The 20749-nt window shown below is 68.1% G+C and carries 22 protein-coding genes and 2 pseudogenes; 15 read left to right on the top strand and 9 right to left on the bottom strand.

From position 1 onward, the window contains the following. Window positions 1-20: 20 nt before the first annotated feature. The gene (locus ACWEPL_RS26675) at window positions 21-650 is read right to left on the bottom strand and encodes an HAD family hydrolase (RefSeq protein WP_449910038.1); all 630 of its coding nucleotides are present in this window, start codon (window positions 648-650) and stop codon (window positions 21-23) included. A gap of 146 nt (window positions 651-796) precedes the next feature. Between ACWEPL_RS26675 and ACWEPL_RS26670 the strand changes: the two genes are divergently transcribed. Beyond that, a complete protein-coding gene (locus ACWEPL_RS26670) occupies window positions 797-2596 on the top strand; it encodes an alkyl/aryl-sulfatase (RefSeq protein ID WP_452437777.1) in 1800 nt (599 codons plus the stop codon). Window positions 2597-2647: 51 nt separating this feature from the next. Here the strand turns inward: ACWEPL_RS26670 and ACWEPL_RS26665 are convergent, their stop codons facing one another. Together ACWEPL_RS26665 and ACWEPL_RS26660 are read right to left on the bottom strand one after the other, a co-directional pair. Further along, window positions 2648-3133, bottom strand: a complete 486-nt coding sequence (locus tag ACWEPL_RS26665) for a hypothetical protein (protein ID WP_350741911.1) — start codon at window positions 3131-3133, stop codon at window positions 2648-2650. Between the two features lie 34 nt (window positions 3134-3167). Continuing rightward, window positions 3168-4577, bottom strand: coding sequence for a purine-cytosine permease family protein (locus tag ACWEPL_RS26660; RefSeq protein WP_452437776.1), 1410 nt, complete (start codon window positions 4575-4577; stop codon window positions 3168-3170). Between the two features lie 43 nt (window positions 4578-4620). Here ACWEPL_RS26660 and ACWEPL_RS26655 point away from each other — a divergent pair, with 43 nt between their 5' ends. The 6 genes from ACWEPL_RS26655 (at window position 4621) to ACWEPL_RS26630 (ending at window position 9011) form a co-directional block, all read left to right on the top strand. Then, entirely contained in the window at window positions 4621-6039 is a 1419-nt protein-coding gene (locus tag ACWEPL_RS26655) for an MFS transporter (RefSeq protein WP_452437775.1), read from the top strand. A 113-nt stretch (window positions 6040-6152) separates the two neighbouring features. Next, window positions 6153-6527, top strand: a complete 375-nt coding sequence (locus ACWEPL_RS26650; protein ID WP_363961931.1) for a hypothetical protein — start codon at window positions 6153-6155, stop codon at window positions 6525-6527. Window positions 6528-6592: 65 nt separating this feature from the next. Further along, a complete protein-coding gene (locus ACWEPL_RS26645) occupies window positions 6593-6997 on the top strand; it encodes a hypothetical protein (RefSeq protein WP_452437774.1) in 405 nt (134 codons plus the stop codon). Window positions 6998-7105: 108 nt separating this feature from the next. Beyond that, window positions 7106-7651, top strand: a complete 546-nt coding sequence (locus ACWEPL_RS26640) for an RNA polymerase sigma factor (protein WP_363961933.1) — start codon at window positions 7106-7108, stop codon at window positions 7649-7651. Continuing rightward, window positions 7648-8598, top strand: coding sequence for a hypothetical protein (locus ACWEPL_RS26635; protein WP_363961935.1), 951 nt, complete (start codon window positions 7648-7650; stop codon window positions 8596-8598). The genes ACWEPL_RS26640 and ACWEPL_RS26635 overlap by 4 nt, the downstream gene beginning before the upstream one ends. A gap of 68 nt (window positions 8599-8666) precedes the next feature. Continuing rightward, window positions 8667-9011 (top strand): DUF4190 domain-containing protein, encoded by a 345-nt coding sequence (locus ACWEPL_RS26630; protein WP_363961937.1) that lies wholly within the window; start codon window positions 8667-8669, stop codon window positions 9009-9011. Here ACWEPL_RS26630 and ACWEPL_RS26625 read toward each other — a convergent pair whose 3' ends face one another. Then, complete coding sequence (locus ACWEPL_RS26625; protein ID WP_363961939.1) at window positions 9012-9548, bottom strand: GNAT family N-acetyltransferase; 537 nt, start codon at window positions 9546-9548, stop codon at window positions 9012-9014. 528 nt (window positions 9549-10076) lie between these two features. Here ACWEPL_RS26625 and ACWEPL_RS26620 point away from each other — a divergent pair. Then, window positions 10077-10583: an NUDIX domain-containing protein gene (locus ACWEPL_RS26620; RefSeq protein WP_363961941.1), complete on the top strand. Its 507-nt coding sequence runs from the start codon at window positions 10077-10079 to the stop codon at window positions 10581-10583. On the opposite strand, the gene ACWEPL_RS26615 is transcribed toward ACWEPL_RS26620, so the two are convergent. Together ACWEPL_RS26615 and ACWEPL_RS26610 are read right to left on the bottom strand one after the other, a co-directional pair. Then, a complete protein-coding gene (locus ACWEPL_RS26615; protein WP_363961943.1) occupies window positions 10562-11449 on the bottom strand; it encodes a PHP domain-containing protein in 888 nt (295 codons plus the stop codon). The two genes, ACWEPL_RS26620 and ACWEPL_RS26615, sit on opposite strands and share 22 nt — an antisense overlap. Before the next feature lie 24 nt (window positions 11450-11473). Further along, window positions 11474-12436 (bottom strand): MBL fold metallo-hydrolase, encoded by a 963-nt coding sequence (locus ACWEPL_RS26610; RefSeq protein ID WP_452437773.1) that lies wholly within the window; start codon window positions 12434-12436, stop codon window positions 11474-11476. Between ACWEPL_RS26610 and ACWEPL_RS26605 the strand changes: the two genes are divergently transcribed. Both ACWEPL_RS26605 and ACWEPL_RS26600 read left to right on the top strand, forming a co-directional pair. Continuing rightward, window positions 12413-14101 (top strand): beta-N-acetylhexosaminidase, encoded by a 1689-nt coding sequence (locus tag ACWEPL_RS26605; protein WP_452437772.1) that lies wholly within the window; start codon window positions 12413-12415, stop codon window positions 14099-14101. The two genes, ACWEPL_RS26610 and ACWEPL_RS26605, sit on opposite strands and share 24 nt — an antisense overlap. A gap of 310 nt (window positions 14102-14411) precedes the next feature. Continuing rightward, the gene (locus ACWEPL_RS26600; RefSeq protein WP_452437771.1) at window positions 14412-14966 is read left to right on the top strand and encodes a dihydrofolate reductase family protein; all 555 of its coding nucleotides are present in this window, start codon (window positions 14412-14414) and stop codon (window positions 14964-14966) included. A 98-nt stretch (window positions 14967-15064) separates the two neighbouring features. On the opposite strand, the gene ACWEPL_RS26595 is transcribed toward ACWEPL_RS26600, so the two are convergent. Together ACWEPL_RS26595 and ACWEPL_RS26590 are read right to left on the bottom strand one after the other, a co-directional pair. Continuing rightward, window positions 15065-15598: a DUF6461 domain-containing protein gene (locus ACWEPL_RS26595; protein WP_452437770.1), complete on the bottom strand. Its 534-nt coding sequence runs from the start codon at window positions 15596-15598 to the stop codon at window positions 15065-15067. 401 nt (window positions 15599-15999) lie between these two features. Beyond that, complete coding sequence (locus ACWEPL_RS26590) at window positions 16000-16455, bottom strand: hypothetical protein (protein WP_452437769.1); 456 nt, start codon at window positions 16453-16455, stop codon at window positions 16000-16002. A 410-nt stretch (window positions 16456-16865) separates the two neighbouring features. Between ACWEPL_RS26590 and ACWEPL_RS26585 the strand changes: the two genes are divergently transcribed. From ACWEPL_RS26585 to ACWEPL_RS26570, 4 genes and pseudogenes are all read left to right on the top strand, one after another. Then, window positions 16866-17501: a hypothetical protein gene (locus ACWEPL_RS26585; RefSeq protein ID WP_452437768.1), complete on the top strand. Its 636-nt coding sequence runs from the start codon at window positions 16866-16868 to the stop codon at window positions 17499-17501. 193 nt (window positions 17502-17694) lie between these two features. Further along, window positions 17695-18048, top strand: a pseudogene (locus ACWEPL_RS26580) (FG-GAP repeat protein); the annotation flags it as partial. Window positions 18049-18378: 330 nt separating this feature from the next. Continuing rightward, entirely contained in the window at window positions 18379-18981 is a 603-nt protein-coding gene (locus tag ACWEPL_RS26575) for a VCBS repeat-containing protein (RefSeq protein ID WP_452437767.1), read from the top strand. A 24-nt stretch (window positions 18982-19005) separates the two neighbouring features. Then, a pseudogene (locus tag ACWEPL_RS26570) lies at window positions 19006-20210 on the top strand (IS3 family transposase). On the opposite strand, the gene ACWEPL_RS26565 reads toward ACWEPL_RS26570, so the two are convergent. Further along, window positions 20149-20364 carry a hypothetical protein gene (locus ACWEPL_RS26565; RefSeq protein WP_452437797.1) on the bottom strand — a complete coding sequence of 72 codons (216 nt, stop codon included), beginning with the start codon at window positions 20362-20364 and terminating at the stop codon, window positions 20149-20151. The pseudogene ACWEPL_RS26570 and the gene ACWEPL_RS26565 sit on opposite strands and share 62 nt — an antisense overlap. Here ACWEPL_RS26565 and ACWEPL_RS26560 point away from each other — a divergent pair. Beyond that, window positions 20347-20718 (top strand): FG-GAP repeat protein, encoded by a 372-nt coding sequence (locus tag ACWEPL_RS26560; RefSeq protein ID WP_452437766.1) that lies wholly within the window; start codon window positions 20347-20349, stop codon window positions 20716-20718. The genes ACWEPL_RS26565 and ACWEPL_RS26560 overlap by 18 nt on opposite strands. The last annotated feature ends 31 nt before the right edge of the window (window positions 20719-20749 follow it).

Here is a 20749-nt window from a genome sequence, read left to right as displayed (position 1 = left end):
TGAGCGACCCGGGGGTGCGGTCAAACGAGCAGCAGATCGGCGGTCAGCTCGTCGAGGCCGGGCAGGACGCGCCAGGCCAGGGCCAGCGCGTCGGGGGCGGGCGGGTAGTGCGGGTGCGGCACGGCGATCACGCGCATGCCCGCCGCGTGCGCCGAACGCAGCCCGTTGCTCGAATCCTCCACCGCCACGCACTTGCGCGGGTCCGCCCCGATCCGCCGGGCGGCCTCGAGGTATCCGTCGGGCGCCGGCTTGCCGCGGGCGACCTCCTCGGTCGAGACCGTGGCCGCGAAGCACTCGTCGAGCTCGGCCGCGTCCAGCACCACGTCGATCAGCCTGCGCGGGGACGAGCTGGCCAGCCCCAGCGTGACGGCGTCGGACAGCCGCCGCACCGTCTCCACCGCCCCCGGCATCAGCGGCACCCCGTCGCGGTAGCGGGCGGCCATCTGGTCCACCACACCACGCGCGATCTCGTCAGGAGGCATCGACACTCCCAGCGAGTGCAGGTACGCGGCCCACTCCCCGGTGCTCATGCCCATGAGCCTGGACTGCGTGTCGGGCTGCCAGGTGCCGCCGTGTTCGGCGACGAACGCCCGGCGCACCTCCTCCCACACGGGCTCGGAGTCCACCAGCACGCCATCGAGGTCGAACACGCACGCTTCCACCCGACCAGCCAACCACACGGCCCCATCACTCGGCGCCGAGGAGCCGGGCCAGGTCTGTCCGTATTGCCCTAGATTCATGCTATTAGGGATGTTTATTGAGCTATGTGGAGTGATTCCTGGGCACTCGGCTAGACATGGCAGACCTTCCATTTCACGACAAGGACGACTTCGCGGACGCCGACCGCGGCTTCATCGCGAAGCTGAGTCCGGCAGTGATCCAAGCGGCCGACGGCCGGGTCATCTGGGACAACGACTCCTACGACTTCCTCCAGGGGGAGTGCCCGGCGACGGCCCATCCCAGCCTCTGGCGGCAGGGCCAGCTGTGCGCCAGGCAAGGTCTGTACGAGGTCGCGCAGGGCGTCTACCAGGTGCGCGGCCTGGACCTGTCGAACATGACCCTGGTCGAGGGCGAGCGCGGCGTCCTCGTGATCGACCCGCTGGTCTCCACGGAGTGCGCCGCCGCCGCGCTCCGGCTCTACCGCGAGCACCGCGGCGAGCGCCCGGTCACCGGCGTGGTCTACACGCACTCGCACGTCGACCACTTCGGCGGCGTACGCGGCGTCACCGGGGGAGGCGTGCCGATCCTGGCCCCGGAGGGGTTCATGGAGCACGCGGTGTCGGAGAACGTCTACGCGGGCCCGGCCATGACCCGCCGGGCCGTCTACATGTACGGCCCCGCCCTGCCCCGCTCGCCCGAGGGCCAGATCGGCTGCGGCCTCGGCATGACCAACTCGACGGGCACCGTGTCGCTCATCCCGCCCACGACGGACATCACCCGTACCGGCCAGGAGGAGACCGTCGACGGGATCCGGATGCTCTTCCAGCTCACGCCCGGCACCGAGGCCCCCGCCGAGATGAACTTCCTCTTCCCCGACCGCCGCGTCCTGTGCCTGGCCGAGAACGCCACGCACAACCAGCACAACGTCATCACCCTGCGCGGCGCCATGGTCCGCGACGCCCGCGCCTGGGCGCGCTACCTGAACGAGGCCGTCACGCTGTTCGCCGACCGCGCCGACGTCGCCTTCGCCTCGCACCACTGGCCCACCTGGGGCCGCGACAGCATCGTCCGCTTCCTCGAACAGCAGCGGGACATGTACGCGTACCTGCACGACCAGACGCTGCGGCTGCTCAACAAGGGCCTGACCGGGCCCGAGATCGCCGAGGCCATGCACATGCCGCCCGAGCTGGAGCAGGCCTGGCACACGCACGGCTACTACGGCTCGGTCAGCCACAACGTCAAGGCCGTCTACCAGCGCTACCTGGGATGGTTCGACGGGAATCCGGCGCATCTGTGGGAGCACCCGCCGCGGGAGAGCGCCGTCCGGTACGTCGACTGCCTGGGCGGCGGCTCGGCCGTGGTCGCGTTCGCCAGGCGCTACATCGACGAGAACGACCTGCGCTTCGCCGCCCAGCTGCTCAACCACGCCGTCTTCGCCGACGAGGGCAACAAGGAGGCCCGCGACCTGCTCGCCGAGGTCTACACCCGGCTCGGCCACGGCGCCGAGAACGCCGTGTGGCGCAACTTCTACCTCATGGGAGCCCTGGAGCTGTCCGACGGCATCGTGCCCGCCAGCGTGGACGCCGGCTCGCTCGACCTGCTCGCCGCGCTGTCCGTGGAGCAGATCTTCGACTCGCTCGCCATCCGCGTGGACGGGCCGCGCGCCTGGCACGAGCGGCTGTCGATCGACTGGTACCTGACCGACCTGGGGGAGCGGTACCGTACGACGCTCTCGAACGGCGCGCTCATCCAGCAGCGGGAGCCTGCGGACGAGAGCGCCGACCTGACGCTGCGGCTGACGAAGGACCAGCTCGTGGGGCTGCTGGCGGGCAAGGGGGTCGGGGGCGTGGAACGCGAGGGGGACACGGGGGCGCTGCAACGGCTGGTCGCCGTCCTCGACCACGCGACACCCGACTTCGCCATCGTCACGGCCTGAGCCTCTGCCCTCGCTCGGGCCGTCACGGCCTGAGTCTTCGCAGGGTCATCGTCACGGCCTGAGCGAGGGCTCTTGCTCGGGCCGTTCGACCTCGTGGCGCAGCGCCTTGCAGGCCAGCGCCAGCAGCGTCACCACCGCGGCCCCGATGCCCGGCCCGAGCACCAGCGGCAGGGTCAGCTCACCGGCGTGCCACACCGCCGCCAGGATCGCCGCCGAGGTCAGCACCGCCACCCCGAACATCGCCCCCCACAGCGGCAGCACGTCCAGGTACGCGAACAGCAGCGGGAACGCCAGCCACACGAACGGCGGCGCCGCCACCGCCAGCACGACCCATCCGGCCGTCACGAGCCCGAGCCACACGACCCGCAGCCCTCCGGACGTCAGCGGACCGGCGGCATAGGCGAAGCCGAGCACCAGCCCCCCGACGGCCACGGCCACCTGGTCCTCGCGCAGCGAGCCCACCACCGCGGGCACCAGAAGCCCGCAGGCCGTGGCATGCACCGCCCACCGCAGCAACCGCGACGGAATGTCCATCATTACTCACCAAGAGTAACCTCAGGACTCGGCGCCGTCACGCCTCGCGGCGCCGCCCGGTGAAGATGGTGATCAGGAAGTACAGCAGCCCGGCCAGCACGAGGGCGATGACCACGCCGATGTTCGCCCCCGCGAACGTGCCCGTCTTCATCTCGTCGCTCATCAGGAAGCCGACGATCCTGGCGATGTTCGGGTCGCCTGAGGTGATCAGCCCGAGGCCCACGGCCGACGCCACGACCAGCGAGACCAGCCCGGCCCAGTTGAGCGCGGGCGCGCCCGGCCGCAGCAGCCGCTCGTCGTACGACCTGCCGCCCGCGCGCAGCCGCCACATGTCCACCAGGAAGATCGCCACCCAGGCCGCCATCACCACCCCGATGATCGCCAGGAACGCCTGGAAGGTGCCGAGGAAGCTGCTGGACACGAACAGCAGGTAGTAGCCGCCGAGCACCATGAGCACGCCGTCGATCAGCACCGCGTAGTGCCGCCTGACCGGCACGCCGAGCGCCAGCATCGACAGCCCGGACGAGTAGATGTCCATGATCGCCCCGGCCAGGAAGCCGCCGATGGCGGTCAGCAGGTACGGCAGCAGGAACCACGTCGGCAGCGCCTGGGCCAGCGCGCCCACCGGGTCGCCCCCGGCGGCCTCGGCCAGCTTCGGATCGCCGCCCGCCAGCAGCACGCCGAACACGAGCAGCACCATGGGCGGCACCGCGCCACCCAGCGTGGTCCACAGCGCCACCGACCTGGCCCGGGAGTTCGAGGGCAGGTAGCGGGAGTAGTCGGCGCCGCAGTTGACCCAGCCCAGACCCAGCAGCGTCATGGCGAAGACGACCCCGCCGACCCACTCGCCGGGACCCGCGTCGCTCTTCAGCGCCCCGCCGAGCTTCGGCACCATGAGGGCCATGTAGACGATCGTCAGCACGACGAACGCGTACGTCAGGTAGCGCTGGACCGCCATGATCAGGGCGTGGCCGTACACGCCGACCGCGATCACCACGACGGCCGCGACGGCGAAGCACACGGCGGTGGCCGTGGTGGCGGGGACGCCGGGCGCGAGCCGCGCGAGGATCGCCGCGCCGCTCTGCGCGGAGAGCGTGACGAGCACGATCTCCCAGCCGACGTTCGAGATGTAGGAGAAAACGGCGGGAAGCTTGTTCCCCTGGTACCCGAACGGCGCCCGTCCCAGCGTCATCGTCGGCACGCCCGACCGCGTCCCCGCGACCGCGACCAGGCCCACCAGCAGGAACGACAGCGCGTACCCGACCGCCCCGGTGATGATCGCGGGGATCACGCCCAGACCGAGACCGACCATGTACACGCCGAAGGCGACACCGAACAGGGAGAGGTTGGAGCCGGCCCACGGCCAGAAGAGGTCCCCCGGCCGGCCGTGCCGCTCGGCCTCGGGGACCGCGTTGATGCCGTTCTGCTCGACGGTCATCGTGTCCATGATCGGACGTTACTCGCCCCATACCCGGTAAGAGAACCCTCAGATGGTCGGTGAGAGTCTGGACGGCATGAGCGCGGAGACCACCGGGTTCGACAGGCGACGGCATGCACTGGCCGTGTGCCTGGTGTCGGCGTTCATGACCGGGCTGGACGTGAGCATCGTCAACGTGGCGCTGCCGTCGATCCGCGCCGGCCTGCACGCGACGGCGGACGGCCTGCAGTGGACGGTCTCCGGCTACGCGCTGACGTTCGGCCTGCTGCTGGTCCCGGCCGGGCGTATGGGGGACGCCAGGAGCCGCAGGACGCTGTTCATGTGGGGTGTGGCGCTGTTCACGCTCGCCAGCGCGGCGTGCGGCTTCGCCTGGGACATGAAGGTGCTGATCGCGGCCAGGCTCGTGCAGGGCATGGCCGCCGGAACGGTGAACCCGCAGGTGTCGGGGCTGATCCAGCAGATGTTCGCGCGGCACGAGCGGGGGCGGGCGTTCGGCGCGCTGGGCGCCACCATCGGTCTCTCCACGGCCGCCGGGCCGCTGATCGGCGGCGCACTGGTCACCCTGTCCGGGCCCGAGCTGGGGTGGCGGTGGGTGTTCCTGGTGAACGTGCCGATCGGGCTGGTCCTGCTGCCGCTGGCCTGGCACGTCCTGCCGGCCCCGCGCCAGGACGTGCCGCGGCGGCGGGAGAGCATGGACCCGGTGGGCGTGCTCCTCCTGGGCGTCGGGGTGGCGGGCCTGCTGCTGCCCTTCATCCAGCGCCACCAGTGGGAGGGGAACGCCAAATGGCTGATCATCCCCGCCTCGCTCCTGATCCTGGGCGGGTTCGTGACGTGGGAACGGTTCTACCGCCGCGAGCCTCTCGTGGACCTGGCGCTGTTCAGGAAACGCTCCTATCGCCTCGGCACGGCCATCGGGCTGTTCTACTTCGCCGGATTCACCGGCATTTTCTTCATCTTCACCCTGTACCTGCAGAGCGGCCTCCATTACAGCCCCCTGCTGGCGGGCCTGTCGATCACGCCGTTCGCCCTCGGCTCGGCGTCGTCCAGCGTGGTGGGCGGGCGGCTGGTGTCCCGCGCGGGACGCCGCGTGGTGGTCATCGGCCTGCTCACGGTGATCGCCGGCCTGGCGGCGACCATGGCCGCCACCGTGCTGGTGCCGGGGCCCGGCGCGGGCCTGGCCACCGCCCTGCCGCTGCTGGTCGCGGGCATCGGCAGCGGCCTGGTCATCTCGCCCAACCAGGCCATCACCCTGTCGGAGGTGCCGCCCGAGGGCGGCGGGAGCGCGGCGGGGGTCCTGCAGACGGGCCAGCGGCTGGGCTCGGCGATCGGCATCGCGACGGCCGGCTCCACGTTCTTCGGCGCGCTCGGCGCGGACTGGGCGATCGCCTTCCGCCACGGCCTGGCAGTGGTCCTGCTGTTCGTCTTCCTCTCCCTGGTGGCCGCCGTGTACGACCTCGCCCGCCCGCGTTAGCGCCTCCGCTCGGGACCCCTCCCGGCGCATGCCTTGTAGAAAGGCCTCACCTCCTGCGGCCGAGCCACGCGAGCACGGCGTACGGGGCCGCAACCGCCGACGAAAGGGAGACCATGCACCCCCGGAAGGCCATCACCGCCCTGACCCTCGCCTGCGCGCTGGTCGCGACGCCGGTCCTCGCCGCGACCCCGGCCGCCGCCTCCGCTCCGAACCTCCGGGCCTGTTACGACGGGAAGTGTAAGTTCACGTTCACGAGGGCCGTGAGCTTCCGCGTCTCCAGCGCGTACGGCCTCGGCAGAGTGCGCGTCTCCAAGGAGTACATGGGCGGCCTCTTCAACCAGGACATGGTCGTCGTGCGGGCCCCCGGCCTCACCTCGTCACTGGGGGAGGGCGCCAGGGGGGAGTTCCGGTACGGGAGCAAGCGCACGCTCAACTTCCGCGTGCTGTCGATCACCGACCGGGGGGCGACGATCCGCTTCGAAGGATGACCAGGCGTTCCCGCTCGCCGGGTCGGCTAGGCTTCGCCGCGGGGGTGGGCACCATACGAACGAGATTGCGCAAGCTCCGCGCGAGTGGGCGGGAGTTCGTGTGGAAGGGCGAGATCCACCACGTGTCCGGCGGGCGCGACTGCCACAGATGCGTCCGCCTGCGGGTCTGGGGCGCCGGGAAGAACAGCCGTGTGCTCCAGGCGGACCTGCTGTCGAAGGCGGTCCTGCCGTGGGGCTGCGCGAGCGACAACTCCTACCCGACCCCGAAGGACGTGCGGGAGGTCATCGACCATGCGCTGACGCATGGCTGGGACCCCGACGCCGCCGGCGGGGTCTTCGTCCTGAGCGAGGACGAGCACGCCGCCGCGTTCGAGCTGACCGATTTCCTCCTCACCGACCGCCTCCGGGACGAGGGGGCGCCGGACCCGACCACCCGCGTGCTCAGCGCCTTCGAACGCGCGACTGACTGAGCTCCCTCGAACTTTCTCCGCTCTGACGCGAAATGATGGCCCGTCTCCCTACATAGGCACAGATGTCCGTACATCGCACTATGAAGGAGCCAGGCATGGGGATGCCTCGTGGATGAGGAACGGGCCAGGTTCGAGTCCGTCTACCAGGAAACGTACGGCCTGATCACGGCGTACGCGGCGCGCCGTTGCGACTCCCCGCAGGATGCGGCGGACGTGGTGGCGGAGACCTTCGCCGTCGCCTGGCGGCGGATACACGACCTCCCGGACGGGGAGGAAGCCACGCTGTGGCTGTACGGCACGGCACGCAAGGTGCTGGCCAACCACTATCGCGGCGAGGTCCGCCGTCAGGCGCGCAGCGTGGAGCTCGACACCGAGATGGCCGACCTGTACGGAGCCTCGCCCGACAGCGGGGTCGAGTTGTCCGCGATCGCGCACGTCTTCCGGAACCTGTCCGACGACGACCGCGAGCTGCTGGCGCTGGTCGCGTGGGAGGGCCTGGACCGGCAGGAGATCGCCGCCGTGCTCGGCCTGTCGCGCAACGCCGTACGCATCAGGCTGCACCGCGCCCGCAAGCGCTTCGCCCGCGCGCTGGCCGAGGCGGACGTCCGTTTCACGTCGGAGAGCCGGCTGATCCCGGCGGAGAGGCAGCTGTGAAGAACACCGACGACATCGACACGATCACCCGCTCACTGGCCCGAGTGGAGCCGGGCCGGCCAGGGGGGCAGGCGTCCGACGCGGGGGCGCGGACGCTGCTGGCCTCGATCACCGCCACCGAACCCGGCCCGCCCGCGGCTCGCCCACGCCCGTACCGGGCCCGGCGCCTGTTCCTGGGGCTGGCCGTGGCGGCCACGCTCGCCGTGGGCATCGTGGTGGGGCAGGGCCTGCTGCGGACCGGCGTGCCGCCTTCGTACGCGGTCACCAGGGACTCCGACGGCGTCGTGTACGTCAAGCTGCGGGATTTCCGTGACGCCGCGGGGCTGACAAGGCAACTGCAGGAGCTCAACGTCCCCGCCATCGTCGACTACGTGCCTCCGGGCAAGATGTGCCGGGAGCCGCGCGGGACCCACGTCGAGGACATCCCCCCGGGCCTGTACTCCGTACCGGAGAACATTCCCGGAGAAGAGGGGCGCGGCTGGCAGATGCGGATCGACACCAAGCTGTTCAAGCCCGGCCAGACCTTCGTCTGGACGATCGGAGAGCAGACCACCACCACCATCCTGATGACCGGGCCGATCGGGCAGTGCGTCCTGGAGGACGAGCCCGTGCGGAAGGACGTCAAGCCCGACTACCGGCTGGCGACCGTGAAGGGCCGCTCGCTCGCCGGGCTCCGGGTGGACGAGAAGACCGTCGGCGAAGTCCTGCCCGAGCTCAGGAAGCGCGGACTGAAGGTCACCTTCCTCATCATGGAGATCGCGCCGGGTAACCCGGGCGGATTCGGCGAGGGCCCCACGCGGACCACTCCCGTGGGCGACGACTGGGTCGTCTGGGAGGCGGAGGAGTCCATCCGCGAGCCCGGAGTGATCCGCCTGCTCGTCACCGACAAGCGTTACGACCGCAACCCTGTCTACGGCGGTCCACGCGACAACGTCATCAAGGAATAACGCTTCTTGATCGGCCAGGAGAAGTGGGGGATCGTGGCGAATCCAAGCCCATTCAGGACGGAGACGAAATGCGGCCTCCGCACGAAGGCGGCGAGTACCACCTTCCCCCGCTGAGGGGTCCGGCGCCCACCTCGGGTCTCGCCGTCGCCAGCCTCATCTTCGGCATCCTCGGGCTCTTCAGCAGTTGGTTCCTGCTCGGGATCCCGTCCATCGTGGCCGTCGTCCTGGGCCATGCCGCCACCGGCAAGACGAAACGCGGCATCAGGCCCGGCCACGGCATGGCCATAGCGGGGCTCGTCCTCGGGTACGTCGTGGTCGTACCGGCATTCCTTTTCATCGGATTCCTCGTTCTCACCCAACCCCAGGCCCTCGCCGAACTGGTCAACACCGGATTCTCCTGGTTGAACCCCTGATCAGCCGGCCAGGGCCTTGACGCTTTCTGGCGTCCAGGCGTACTCGATCACGGGCAGTTCGACCCCTCCGGGCACGCTCTCCCAGAAGTCCCGCGTGGCGCTGCCGCCGCATCGCTCGTAGAAGGCGATGGCCGGGGCGTTGTCCCTGAGCACCTCCAGGTAGACCGCCTTGCCGGGGTGGTTGGCGGCTGCCCAGCCGAAGGCGCGGCTCATGAGCAGGCGTCCGATGCCGGAGCGTTTGCGGGCGGGGCGGACGTGGAGGTTGTCGAGCAGGACCCGGCCGTCGGGCTGGGCGATCAGGTAGGTGAAACCCTGCAGCGCGTCGTCCTGCTCGGCGAGCAGCAGGTGGGAGGCGTTCTCGACGGTGCCCGGCTCACCGGCCCCGAGCCGGGCGGCCCAGAGCGCCTTTCGGTCCTCCAGGAGCGGGCCGTCGAGGAAGGAGGCGGGCATGATCCCGGCGTAGGCCGTCTGCCAGCTCTCGGCGTGCAACGCCGCGATGAGGTCGGCGTCGCGCGGTGCGCCCGTTCTGAGTTGCATGGGTCAGAGCGTGCCATAACCGATGAACGACCCGAACTGCCCTCGGACCCCCGCTCCTCACGACAGATGCCGGCCGGGTAATCACCTGGCCGGCCTCCAAGAGCGCCTTGGCCTCCGAACCCCCGAAGGCCAAGGCGCCGGCTGGAGGTGACGCTCCACGCCACCGGCTTCTTCGACGGGCTCGCACTGGTGAAGCCCGTCGTTGTGCACTTCTCGGACGAGCCGCATCCCCGGCCCCTCGCCCCCTGGGAGGAGCCCCTGCTCAGCGGAGTCGCCAGGATGCCGAAGCGCTGTGGTCCCAGTGCTCACCCGTCAGTTTGCGGCACCGCCGGCTCCCCTGCCGCTACGAACGCGCCGACGGCCCCCGCCGCCGCCACCGTGCCCGCCACGTTCCGGACTTTTCCTGAAGCCACTCGTCCTTTCTCGATCGAGCCGAAAGCCTGGCAGCCGGGGCTTCCGTGTCTCTTCTCCATCGCTTCCTTCTTGCGACCGTCGGCTGTTTCCGGTCACGGCGTTAGCCTCGTGATCGTGACGACCAGAAACTCACATTGCTCCTTCTGCGGCACGGCCTACGTCCCGGATCAGCCTTGGCCGCGGACCTGCGCCGGCTGCGGCAACACCAGCTACCTCAACCCGCTGCCCGTCGCCGTGATGGTGCTGCCGGTGGACGAGGGACTGCTGGTGATCCGCCGCGACATCGAGCCGCGCCCCGGCGAGCTCGCCCTGCCCGGCGGCTTCATCGACCTGGGCGAATCCTGGCAGCAGGCGGCCGCCCGAGAGCTTCGGGAAGAGACGGGCATCCTCGTCGAGGCGGACGACGTCCGGCTGTTCGACGTGCTCAGCGCCCCTGACGGCACGGTGCTGATCTTCGGGTTGGGGCCGCGTACGAGCTCGGCCGCCCTCCCACCGGTGACGGCCACGGCCGAAACGACGGAGTGGCTGGTGATCGACCGGCCGCAGGAACTGGCGTTCCCGCTGCACACGCGGATGGCGGGGAAGTACTTCACCGGCGGTCAGCCCGTACGCGTCCAGTAGTCATGGGGATGACGGCCGGGCCGGAACCCCTGGGCCTCGACCATGGCCGTCGCCTCGGCGAAGCGGTACGCGACTCCGGTCGGGTCGTGGGCATCGCTGCCGAAGGTGACCGCGTCTCCGCCTTCGTCACGCCACCAGCGAACGATCTCGGGATGGAGCGGCCCCCGCGTGTTGACCTCCAGAGCCCGGCCGCTGTCGGCGAGCACGCGCAAGGCATGACGGAACTCCTCCTGGAACGCGTTCGGATCGAACGGCCCGGCCTGCGCAGGCCAGTAGCGCAGCGGGTAGTCGATGTGGGCGAGCACCCCGAAGGCGTCCGAGCTCCTGATCAGGCGAGGTATCTCGGCCAGGTATTCCCGGATCACCTCCGCGGCCGGTCGCTGACGGTACAGGTACGGCGGCTCGGAGAACTGCCGCCCCACCGGCAGGCAGTGCAGCGAACCGAGCACCCGGTCGAACTGCCCGGCGTCGAGCAGCCTCGCGACCTCGTCGCCGTACCAATGCGGTTCGCCCAATTCCACCCCGGTGATGATGCGCAGGCTCGGAAACCGATCGCGGCAGCGCCGCACGCACTCCAGGTATCCGCCGGGATCGAATCTCGGCGGAGTCAGCGTTCCGGTCGGCGTCCCGGTCGGCGTCCCGGTCGGCGTCCCGGTCGGCGTTCCGGCCGGCGTGACGAACGGCTTGAGATGCGCGTATTCGTCGAGGTCGTCGGCAAGGACCACCCAGGCCGTGAAATCCACGTGCTCGGTGAACGCGACCGCGGGCAGCCCTGACTCCACCGCCCGCGCGCAGGTCCGCTCCATCGAGCCGCCCGGCGCATCCCACGACCATTCGCTGTGAACATGACTGTCCGCGGGCAGCATGACCTCATCCTCTCCTTCGACCGTCTACTGGTCCGCGTGCCCGGACTGGTGCTGCTCCGGCAGGTGGCTTTCCGAATTAGCCCACACCAGGACGTTGTCGTGCCGTTCCCGCCGAAAGAAATCGACCACCTCCTGATCGGAATGGCGCAGGCTGAAGTGGGTCAGTACGAACAGCGTGTCCGGGTGCGCCTCGACCACGGGTTTGAGCCGGCTCCACACCGTGTGCCCGACCCGGTCCGCGCGAGGCAGCTCGCTGTCGTGGAGAAAGGTGCACTCGGTGATGATGACCGGATAGGTGAACAGCCAGGGGTTCCGCTCGAACACCGACACATGCGTATCGCCGAGGAAGGCGAAAAGGGGGCGGCGTACCTGCCGGTCGATCTCCACGCCTTCTCGCCGTTTCCGCGCCATGATCCGGCCGAACTCCGCGCCGCGTCCGTCCCGGACGAGTCCGTCCCGCAGGTCCTGGAATTCGGGCAGCAGCTCTTTGACGTTCTCACTGAACGCGTAGCCCACGCAGGGCACCTTGTGCTCGCATCCCACCACGCGCACGTGGTGGCCACGGGAGCCGAAAGCGAATTCGTCGTTTTGCCGCACGCCGTGAAGACGATAGGCCGGGGCCAGCGCCGGATCGTACGGCGCCGCGTGATTCAGCTCGGCGGACGCACGCAGGAAAGCCTCCACATAGGGCAGCGCCTCGGCCGGCAGGTAGATGTCGGCGCCGGATGGCCTGGAGGCGAGGTAGTCGAGATCCTTGGCGTGGTCGTGGTGCGTGTGCGTCAAGAAGACCGTCTCGGGCTGCCGCCCTTCGCACAACCCGGCGTCCAGGGCGCATCGCAGCTCCGGTATGTGGAAGAAGGTCTTGTCGTTCGCCCGGGAGTAACCGGTGAGGGTGAACGCGGTGCCGGGGATCCGCCACGTCTTCCACTGCCGGAAAGGATGCCCCTTCACCAGCAGGTCCGGATGCTCTTGGGAGGTCTGCGTCATCGGGTACGCCTTCCAGATGTTCGAACACTGGCCTTGATGGATGCTCGCCAGGTTCGCGGCCCGGCGGCGAAATTTCCAGTGGATATCTCTGCCGGGGTCGGCTGCCTTTCCCATGCCGCCGGCCGAGCGCAGAATAGGCCGGTGGCGATCGAACCGGGCTTGATTCCCGCACCGGTCCGGCTCGAATGGGCCGGAGGTTCCGGGCCGTTCACAGGGGTCGTGCGTACCCGCGTCGATCCGTTGCTCCGGCCTGAGGCATATCGACTGACCGTGTCGGCCGACGGCGCCGAGATCGCGGGCGGTGACGAGGCCGGTGTTTTCTGGGGGCGTCAGACCTTACGGCAGATCCAGGGCTTGGACGCCTTTCGCCGTGCCCCCATCGCACGAGAGCCGGTCATGGTGCCGTACGTGACCGTACACGACGCGCCGCGTTTCGCCTGGCGGGGATTCATGCTCGACGTCGCACGCCATTTCCTGCCCAAGGAAGACCTGATGCGGTACGTCGACTTGCTGGCCGCGCACAAACTCAACGTGTTCCATCTGCATCTCACCGATGACCAGGGCTGGCGCGTCCAGATCGAGCGTTATCCCAGGCTGACCGAGGTCGGCGCGTGGCGACCGCGTACCCGCATGGGCTGGGGCGAGCCGGCGATCTGGGAGGAACGGCCGCACGGCGGGTTCTACACCAAGGACGACCTACGCGAGATCGTCGCGTACGCCGGGGAGCGGCACATCACGGTCGTCCCGGAGATCGATATCCCAGGTCATTCGCAGGCGGCCATCGCCGCCTATCCCGAACTGGGGAACACCGACGTCATCGACACCACCGCGCTGGAGGTGTGGACCGAATGGGGAAAGAGCCCAAACGTGCTCGCGCCGACCGACGCCGTACTGCGTTTCTATGAGGACGTTCTGGAAGAGGTGCTGGAGGTTTTCCCCAGCCTGTTCATCCACATCGGCGGCGACGAGTGTCTCAAAGGCCAATGGCGCGAGTCACCCACGGCGCAGGCACGCATCAGGGAATTGGGGCTCAAGGACGAGGACGGGCTCCAGTCCTGGATGATCAGCCACTTCGGCCGCTGGCTGGCCGAGCGTGGCCGTCGTCTCATCGGCTGGGACGAGATCTTGGAGGGCGGCCTGGCGGAGGGCGCCGCCGTCGCGTGCTGGCGCTGGTACACGGGCGGCATCGCCGCCGCCGAGGCCGGGCACGACGTGGTGATGTGCCCTCAGCAGGAGGTCTACCTCGATCACGTCCAGTCCCAGGATGCCCGGGAGCCCGTGCCGTTCGGTTGGGTGCACACGCTGGAGGACGTCTACCGGTTCGAGCCCGTGCCGCCCCGGCTGGCGGGCACGGCTCACGCGGCCCGCGTCATCGGCACCCAGGCCAACCTGTGGACGGAAGTCGCCGAAAATCGCGGCCGAGTGGACTACCAGGCGTTTCCCCGGCTGGTCGCGTTCGCCGAAGTGGCCTGGTCGGACCTGCCGGCTCCCGACGAACGCGACTTCGACGGCTTCGAGCGCCGGATGAACGCGGCACACTACGCCCGCCTGGACGCGCTGGGCGTCGCCTACCGCCCGCCCGACGGACCCCGCCCATGGCAGCAACGCCCCGGCATCCCCGGACGCCCGCACAACAAACCTCGACGAACCTGGCGAACGGCCTGAGCTGCCACACGACCGCTAATGCGGCAACCAACCACTCTCCGGACCTCTGGACGTCTGGGCGTCTGGGCGTCTGGGCGGCGACCAACGCCAGCAAGGCCGACAAGGATCCCAACCTTCCAGACGCACACCCCTTCAGCTCGTTCTGAACGCCACCGATCGCGAAGAGAATCAAGTCAGTCAACTCACACACCTGGCGTCCCACGGCTGTGCGCGGCCCGGCGGTGCCGCGGTATCAGATTTGCGCCACCCCTGCTCATCATTCGAACAAGGGAGAACCCCCGTCATGTCGTCGACCGTCCTCTACATGTCCATGTCCCTCGACGGCTTCGTCGCCGGCCCCAATGAGGGACCCGATAACGGCCTGGGTGACGGCGGACACCGCCTCCACGAATGGACGGGAGGCGTCGGCAACGCCGAACAACTGGACGGCGCCGATCGTGAGGTCCTTGACGATTCTCTCTCCACCGGAGCGGTGCTCGCCGGCCGCGGAACCTTCGAACCAGCCGGAGGCTGGGACGGAGATCATCACGACGGCGTGCCCATCTTCATTCTCAGCCGCCACCAACCCGGCCCCCGATACGCGAAGTGGCCCAACGTCACATATCTGAGCGATCTCAAGGACGCCGTACGCCGCGCCAAGGAGGCCGCCGGCGAGAAGAACGTGCTGGTCCATGGCGTGGGTACCGCCCAGGGTTGTCTCCTGGCCGGACTCCTCGACGAGATACAGATCCACCTGGTCCCGGTCCTGCTCGGTGAGGGCCGCCGACTCTTCGAACACCTCGGCGCCGACCACATCGAACTGGAGACCATCCAGGTCATCCGAGGACGGGAAGCCACACACCTCCGCTACCGCGTCCGCCGATGACCTCGCCTACCGCGCCGAGTCGCTGGAAGGCCATCGGGATTCGATGAGCATCCGTAGGCGGTTCCTGTGCAGGCGGTCGCGATCTCCTCGCGCTTCGCTCAGGCCTGACCAACCGAGCCGATCAGCGAAGGTCTGATGTAGTCGGCGCGGTGCAACCGCACTCCGGTGGCACGCTCGGCCAGCGCGAGCGCGCTCGGCAGCGGTTCTTCGGTGCCATCGTCCAGGTCGAGCCCCAACTCGTGTACGTCGGCCAGGAGCGGATCAGGGTCGATACCGTGGCGAAGGGAGTAGGCGTACCAGCTGAATGAGCTGATCCGCCGGCCGTCGACGAGATAGAAGAAGTCATCGTGGTTGATGTCAACGAATACGGTGGCCACGACGGTGCCGACGGACAAGGGAACCGACTGCCCCCGTAACATCCCCGCCCATCCGTACTCAAGAACGGTCCCGCTCTGCACGGCATAGGCTGCGATTCCGAACTCGCCGGCAGCTCCAGGGGCGGCCCCGATCCGCCGAAAGGCTTCGTCGGGAGGCAACCCCCGCACGAAGGTCAGGCACAGCCCTGCCTCGCCATCGTAACCAGTGCGTTCGTCCGCCAGCCACGCATAGTCAGCCGCTGTCGCACCGCTCATGAAACATTTCTCCTAACGACGAAAGACCGCCTCACCAGATTGGGCAACGTCCCGCGATGCTTCCCGAAGAGGTGCGCTGTCGACGCGGGAATCGCAAGCACCTTGGCTCGTCGTGGCACTGACCTGCGCCGGAGACCAGCTCTCGGCCCGCTGACGGCAACGATCAGCCAAGACCTGGCCTTGTCGGCGTCGATGCGAAGCGAAGCACTGGCGGTCGATGGAGGCCGGAAGTATTCAGAGCAGGCCATCCTCGCGGGAAGATCCAGGCCCGCCCTGAGCTGCACCTGACGTGCGGAAATACGCTCAGCTTGGGCGACTGGCCCTCTGTCGCCCAGAACCCTATGACCGACGGGGCCGAACTCCAGGCCACTCCGGCTCTCGATGGCCCGTAATGATGGTGATCAGGTGTCGTAGAGGCCGTCCCAGGGTGCATAGAAGCCAAGATCGTTGGGATAAAGCTCCGCGCACTCCTCGCCTTCATGGTCTTCCAGGATCAGCCCGAACACCACGCCATCGAATTCCAGCCGAAACGGACGAATGGCGATGTCGCCGAACTCGAGGTCGGGCAGCTCAGTGAGCCATTCGTCCAGCCGCCGATCTGCGGCGTCTACCGACTCCCTATGCCTGTCATCGGCTCCGGTACATTCGACACGAGAGTCAAGGTAGTGACCTTCAGGGCTGAAGCGGTGAAGAACGGCATACCACCGCTTATGGGATAACCAATCCTCTGTTCTTGAGTAGCCTTCCCGGAAGGCAGGCACAACCCCGCCAAGGAACTGACCATCTCGCCATCGGCCGATGCGGTCGGTGTGATAGTCGGGCTCGTATGAAATCGGGATGACCTCGGGATACGTCACACCCCGAACCGTAGCCATCCCGTACGACAATCTCCTGTCCTGCCTGTCGAGCGCTCAGGGCCGGGACGCACCGCCATGACCGCGGCAAGGTCACCGAATCAGGCCGAGCCCGTCAAGGATTTCGACACCTCGACCGATGGGCGCCTTATCCGGGCCCGCGACAAACAGAGCAGTGAGCGATTCGCGCGCCAGCGCGTCTCGTTCCAGAAGAGGGCAAGGGGCATCGCATCCAGTTTCAGCGACACGGCGGAACGTTCGCAGGCAGGCACGCTCTCACAGAGCACCTTCGCCTCTCCAGCCACGTGACTCCCCGATCGCTGCAGGAAGGGGCACAGCCCAGCCGCCATCTTGACCGAGTCGCACGCCACGATTTCGGTTGCCTGGCTTCAGCCGATCGGCAACACTGCAGCGTGCACTCCCATGAGGAAGCCCGGCAGGTCATCGACGAGTTGACGGGCCGCATCTACGTGGCGTTGCGCGACGGCGCCCTTGACGTCGAACCCGTCATCGCGCTGGCCTGCTTGCTGGAGGAAGCCGACATAAGCACCCCTGCCACGCGGGAACTCCTCGAACGCCCAACCGCTCATCTGACAACGGCCGACGTGGCCCGCCTGGGCAAGAGGCTTCTCCGTGACGTCCGGTTCGAGCCCACCTTCGCCCTCGAACCAAGTCTGTGGGTGGCGTTGGAACAGGCACTGAAGCTCGTCGAGCGCGACGTCCGCAGCAGGGGAATCACTGGAACCCTCCGATTGGTCATCCCTGACTGGGACGACAGCGGTCATGCCTGGGTGGAGTTCCGGGATGGTTACCAGGGCAACGGCATCAGGTCCGCCGAGGGACGCGATGCTCAGGAGGCGCTCGCGAGCGTCGCGGACGCCACTCAGGAAGTGATCATGGAGCTGCTCTGGAAAGTCTGGCCCGTCTGCTCCGCTCATGATCTAGGCCTGCGCGCCGAACTGGAACACAAAATCGCTGTCTGGCGATGCACGGGCAATGGAACCCACACGGTGGCGCGAGTCGGTGAACTGCCTCCCGAACGCCATTAGTACATCTGCCCTGCCGTCCCGAAACTTGCCGCCGATCGATCGCCCCAAGCACAGGCACAGACACAATTGCGGCCACCCCTGACAAGCGCAGGACCGCGAGGCCGCGCAGCGGCCCCCTTGAGCCGCACCGGCAAATATCGGTCGGCATACCTTTCACCCTGCCGGCAACGGTGACCTGGAGCGACGTGGCGACATGAAAGCGCGCCCAGATTCGATCGTCACCTTCGTCGTACTCATCTCACAGCGGCCTTTTATCCTGCCGGTCATGCGGACGACCATCACGCGAGGGTTTGCGACCATGACCATCGCGGTAGGTCTGACCGCATGTTCCGCCGAGGCTCCGGCGGCTCGGCTCCCGATCACATCCGCCCCCGTTCATGCGCCTGAACCTGCCGAGATTCCCTCTGCGGCCCGCTCACCGACTCCGACGAAGGCACCGCTGAAGCTGCCGGGAACCCGCGGAAAATGCCAAGTGGGCTGCGACACGGTGAAGGCCCGCGATTGCAACGGCGACGGCTACGCCGACCTCGCCATCGGTGCTCCTGGACCATGGTGGGAGGGCAAACCTTCCACGGTTTCCGGATACGTCATCGTCTCGTACGGCGGAGCCGACGGACTCACCACGCGTCGTCAGAAGCTTCTCCAGCCTGAACAGGCGGGCCAGCCGGGGGGGCTTCGACCAATGGCAGCAGTTTCGGCGTGTCGTCCGCCAGCGGCGATTTCGATCGCGACGGATACGCCGATCTCGCCATCGGCGCGACTCCCGAATCCAATCTCTCGCCTGCCGCTGTGACGATTTTCTTCGGCAGCAAGGAGGGGGCTGTCCAGCCGCTCGGCGGTTCTGCTCGAGCCCGAAGACGCGACGTTCGGGGAGTTGTTGACCGCAGGCGACTTCAACGGGGACGGCTACCAGGATCTGGGACTGGTGACGGAACAGTCGGTTGGGGTGGTCTATGGGAGCAGCCGGATACGGCAGCATCCGCCATGGCCTCGAATAGTCAAGAAGTCCAGCGAGATCAATGCGCTGGCCGCAGGCGACGTCACGGGCGACGGGATCGACGATCTCGTGGCCGCCTTTTCTGACGACGATCCAGCTGATGAGGGTAAGGGGGCGGTCTACCGCGGCTCCTCCAGCGGGCTGAAGGTGGTGGCCGGTCGCACCTTCGATACGTGGGGCGTTCAGGCCTTGGGCGTCGGCGATGTCAACGGCGACGGCTTTGGCGACGTGATCGCGGGCAACAGCTATGCCGACGCAGCCGACCCCGGAGGCCAGATCTACGTTCACCGCGGCTCACCCAAGGGACTGACCCCCAAGGGCGTACTGATTTCCCAGGACTCTCGCGGCCTGCTCGCAGGTTCCGTGGACGGCGACGGGTTCGGCGGCTATCTCGCTGTCGACGACATCAACCACGACGGATACGCGGATGTAGCGGTCGGGCGTTCCCCCTTGGACGTGGACACCTTGGAGACTGGATCTTGAGGTCCAGGGGAAGAGATGTCCTTGATGGTGATGAAGAACTACCCGCCTGAGTTCAAGGCCGACGCGGTGGCGTTGGTGTTGTCGAGGCCGGACCGGACAATCACGTCGATCGCGAGGGATCTGGGGGTCAGTCGCGAGACGCTGCGCGTGTGGGTGCGTGCCGCGCAAGCTCGGGGCGAGGGAGAGCCGGCTGGGAAGACGGCATGGTCTGAGCGCGAAGCGTCGGACGACGTGCTGGAAGAGGAGAACAAGCAGCTCAAGGCTCGGATCCTGGAGCTGGAGCTGGAGCGGGACATCCTGCGCAAAGCTGCCAAGCTTTTCGCGGGCGAGACGAACTGGTGAGCCGCTTCCAGTTTGTTGAGGACCACAAGGCGCTCTTGGGGGTGAAGCGGTTGTGCCGAGTGCTGCAGGTGTCACGCTCAGGCTTCTACCGGTGGCTGAAGGGCGCCGGTGCGCGGCTGGCCCGCGGTATGGCCGATGAGGAGCTGGCCGGGCGGATGCGGCGGATCCACGCCGAGCATGACGGTACCTATGGCTCGCCCCGGATGACAGCCGAGTTGCGCGCGGCTGGCATCAAGGTCAACCACAAGCGGGTGGAGCGGGTGATGCGCGAGCACGGCATCGTCGGGCTGCATCTGCGCAAGAAGATCCGCACCACGGTCCCTGAGCCGGATGCCCGGCCGGTCCCGGATCTGCTGCAGCGCGACTTCACCGCCGAGGAGCCGAGCAGCCGCTACGTCGGCGATATCACGTACCTGCCCGTCGGTGGCGGCGCGTTTCTCTACGTGGCCACGGTCGTGGATCTGTACTCGCGGCGTCTGGTGGGCTGGTCGATCGCCGATCACATGCGCACCGAACTCGTCGTCGACGCGTTGCAAGCCGCTGCGAACACCCGGGGTGACCGCCTCGACGGCGCGATCTTTCACAGCGACAACGGCGGGCAGTATTGCTCTCGGGAGTTCGCGCGAGCGTGTCGAAGACTGGGGGTCACCCGCTCACGCGGAGCGGTCGGGACCAGCGCCGACAACGCTCTGGCCGAGTCGTTTAACGCGACCCTCAAACGCGAGACGCTTCAGGGCGCGCACCGATGGCCCGACGCTTAGACCGCCCGCCTGGCGGTATTCCGATGGATCACTCGATACAACACGATCAGGCGGCACTCCCGCCTCAGCCAGCTGAGCCCAATCGACTACGAGAAGACGACAGATAGCCTGAAGACTGCCGCCTGAGATCGGTGTCCACGCTCAGGGGGAAACTCCCGTCAGCGCACCCGCCAAGTTCGCCGGCAAAGGCGCCACCTTCCTGCTGTACGGAGGAAAGAACCGCCTGCCGGGTGAAGGAGCCCAGATAATCGAACCGGGCGACGTGCTCGATGCGCAGCACGTTCAATCGTTCGGCGTCTCGCTGCAGTTGTCGGACTTCAACAAGGACGGCCGCGCGGACCTCGCACTTGCGATCCCGACCGAGTCGGCAGTAGCCGTACTGCCAGGCTCGTCAGACGGTGTGAACACGACGAGGCCCACGTTCATCAGCCCCGACCAAGGGCACCACGCCCAAGCAGGACATCGGCTTCGGCCGCTTATTGATCTGAGCCGACCTCAGCCCAATCCACCACTCACGGAGGCTCGCCCTAACTGCGCGCTGGCACGACGATCAGCCCGCCACCTGGCACTCCTCGCGCGACGCATGAGGAACGACATTGGCTCCCGTCCTGCTCGCCTTCTCCCAGGGTGGTGACAGGCGGGATGATCAGGCTTTCACCTCAGCC

It is taken from the genome of Nonomuraea sp. NPDC004186 (assembly GCF_053603495.1).
The sequence above is the reverse complement of the archived record's forward strand: the minus strand, read 5'-3'. Positions and strand labels throughout refer to the sequence as shown.

Excerpts from the sequence above, each read along its gene's own strand:
- ACWEPL_RS26605 (WP_452437772.1), top strand. The coding sequence starts at position 12,413 with ATGCTCTTGGGAGGTCTGCGTCATCGGGTACGCCTTCCAGATGTTCGA.
- ACWEPL_RS26660 (WP_452437776.1), bottom strand. The coding sequence starts at position 4,577 with ATGGACACGATGACCGTCGAGCAGAACGGCATCAACGCGGTCCCCGAG.
- ACWEPL_RS26615 (WP_363961943.1), bottom strand. The coding sequence starts at position 11,449 with ATGCTGCCCGCGGACAGTCATGTTCACAGCGAATGGTCGTGGGATGCG.
- ACWEPL_RS26625 (WP_363961939.1), bottom strand. The coding sequence starts at position 9,548 with ATGCAACTCAGAACGGGCGCACCGCGCGACGCCGACCTCATCGCGGCG.
- ACWEPL_RS26600 (WP_452437771.1), top strand. The coding sequence starts at position 14,412 with ATGTCCCTCGACGGCTTCGTCGCCGGCCCCAATGAGGGACCCGATAAC.
- ACWEPL_RS26665 (WP_350741911.1), bottom strand. The coding sequence starts at position 3,133 with ATGATGGACATTCCGTCGCGGTTGCTGCGGTGGGCGGTGCATGCCACG.
- ACWEPL_RS26670 (WP_452437777.1), top strand. The coding sequence starts at position 797 with ATGGCAGACCTTCCATTTCACGACAAGGACGACTTCGCGGACGCCGAC.
- ACWEPL_RS26655 (WP_452437775.1), top strand. The coding sequence starts at position 4,621 with ATGGTCGGTGAGAGTCTGGACGGCATGAGCGCGGAGACCACCGGGTTC.
- ACWEPL_RS26610 (WP_452437773.1), bottom strand. The coding sequence starts at position 12,436 with ATGACGCAGACCTCCCAAGAGCATCCGGACCTGCTGGTGAAGGGGCAT.
- ACWEPL_RS26595 (WP_452437770.1), bottom strand. The coding sequence starts at position 15,598 with ATGAGCGGTGCGACAGCGGCTGACTATGCGTGGCTGGCGGACGAACGC.
- ACWEPL_RS26650 (WP_363961931.1), top strand. The coding sequence starts at position 6,153 with ATGCACCCCCGGAAGGCCATCACCGCCCTGACCCTCGCCTGCGCGCTG.
- ACWEPL_RS26630 (WP_363961937.1), top strand. The coding sequence starts at position 8,667 with ATGCGGCCTCCGCACGAAGGCGGCGAGTACCACCTTCCCCCGCTGAGG.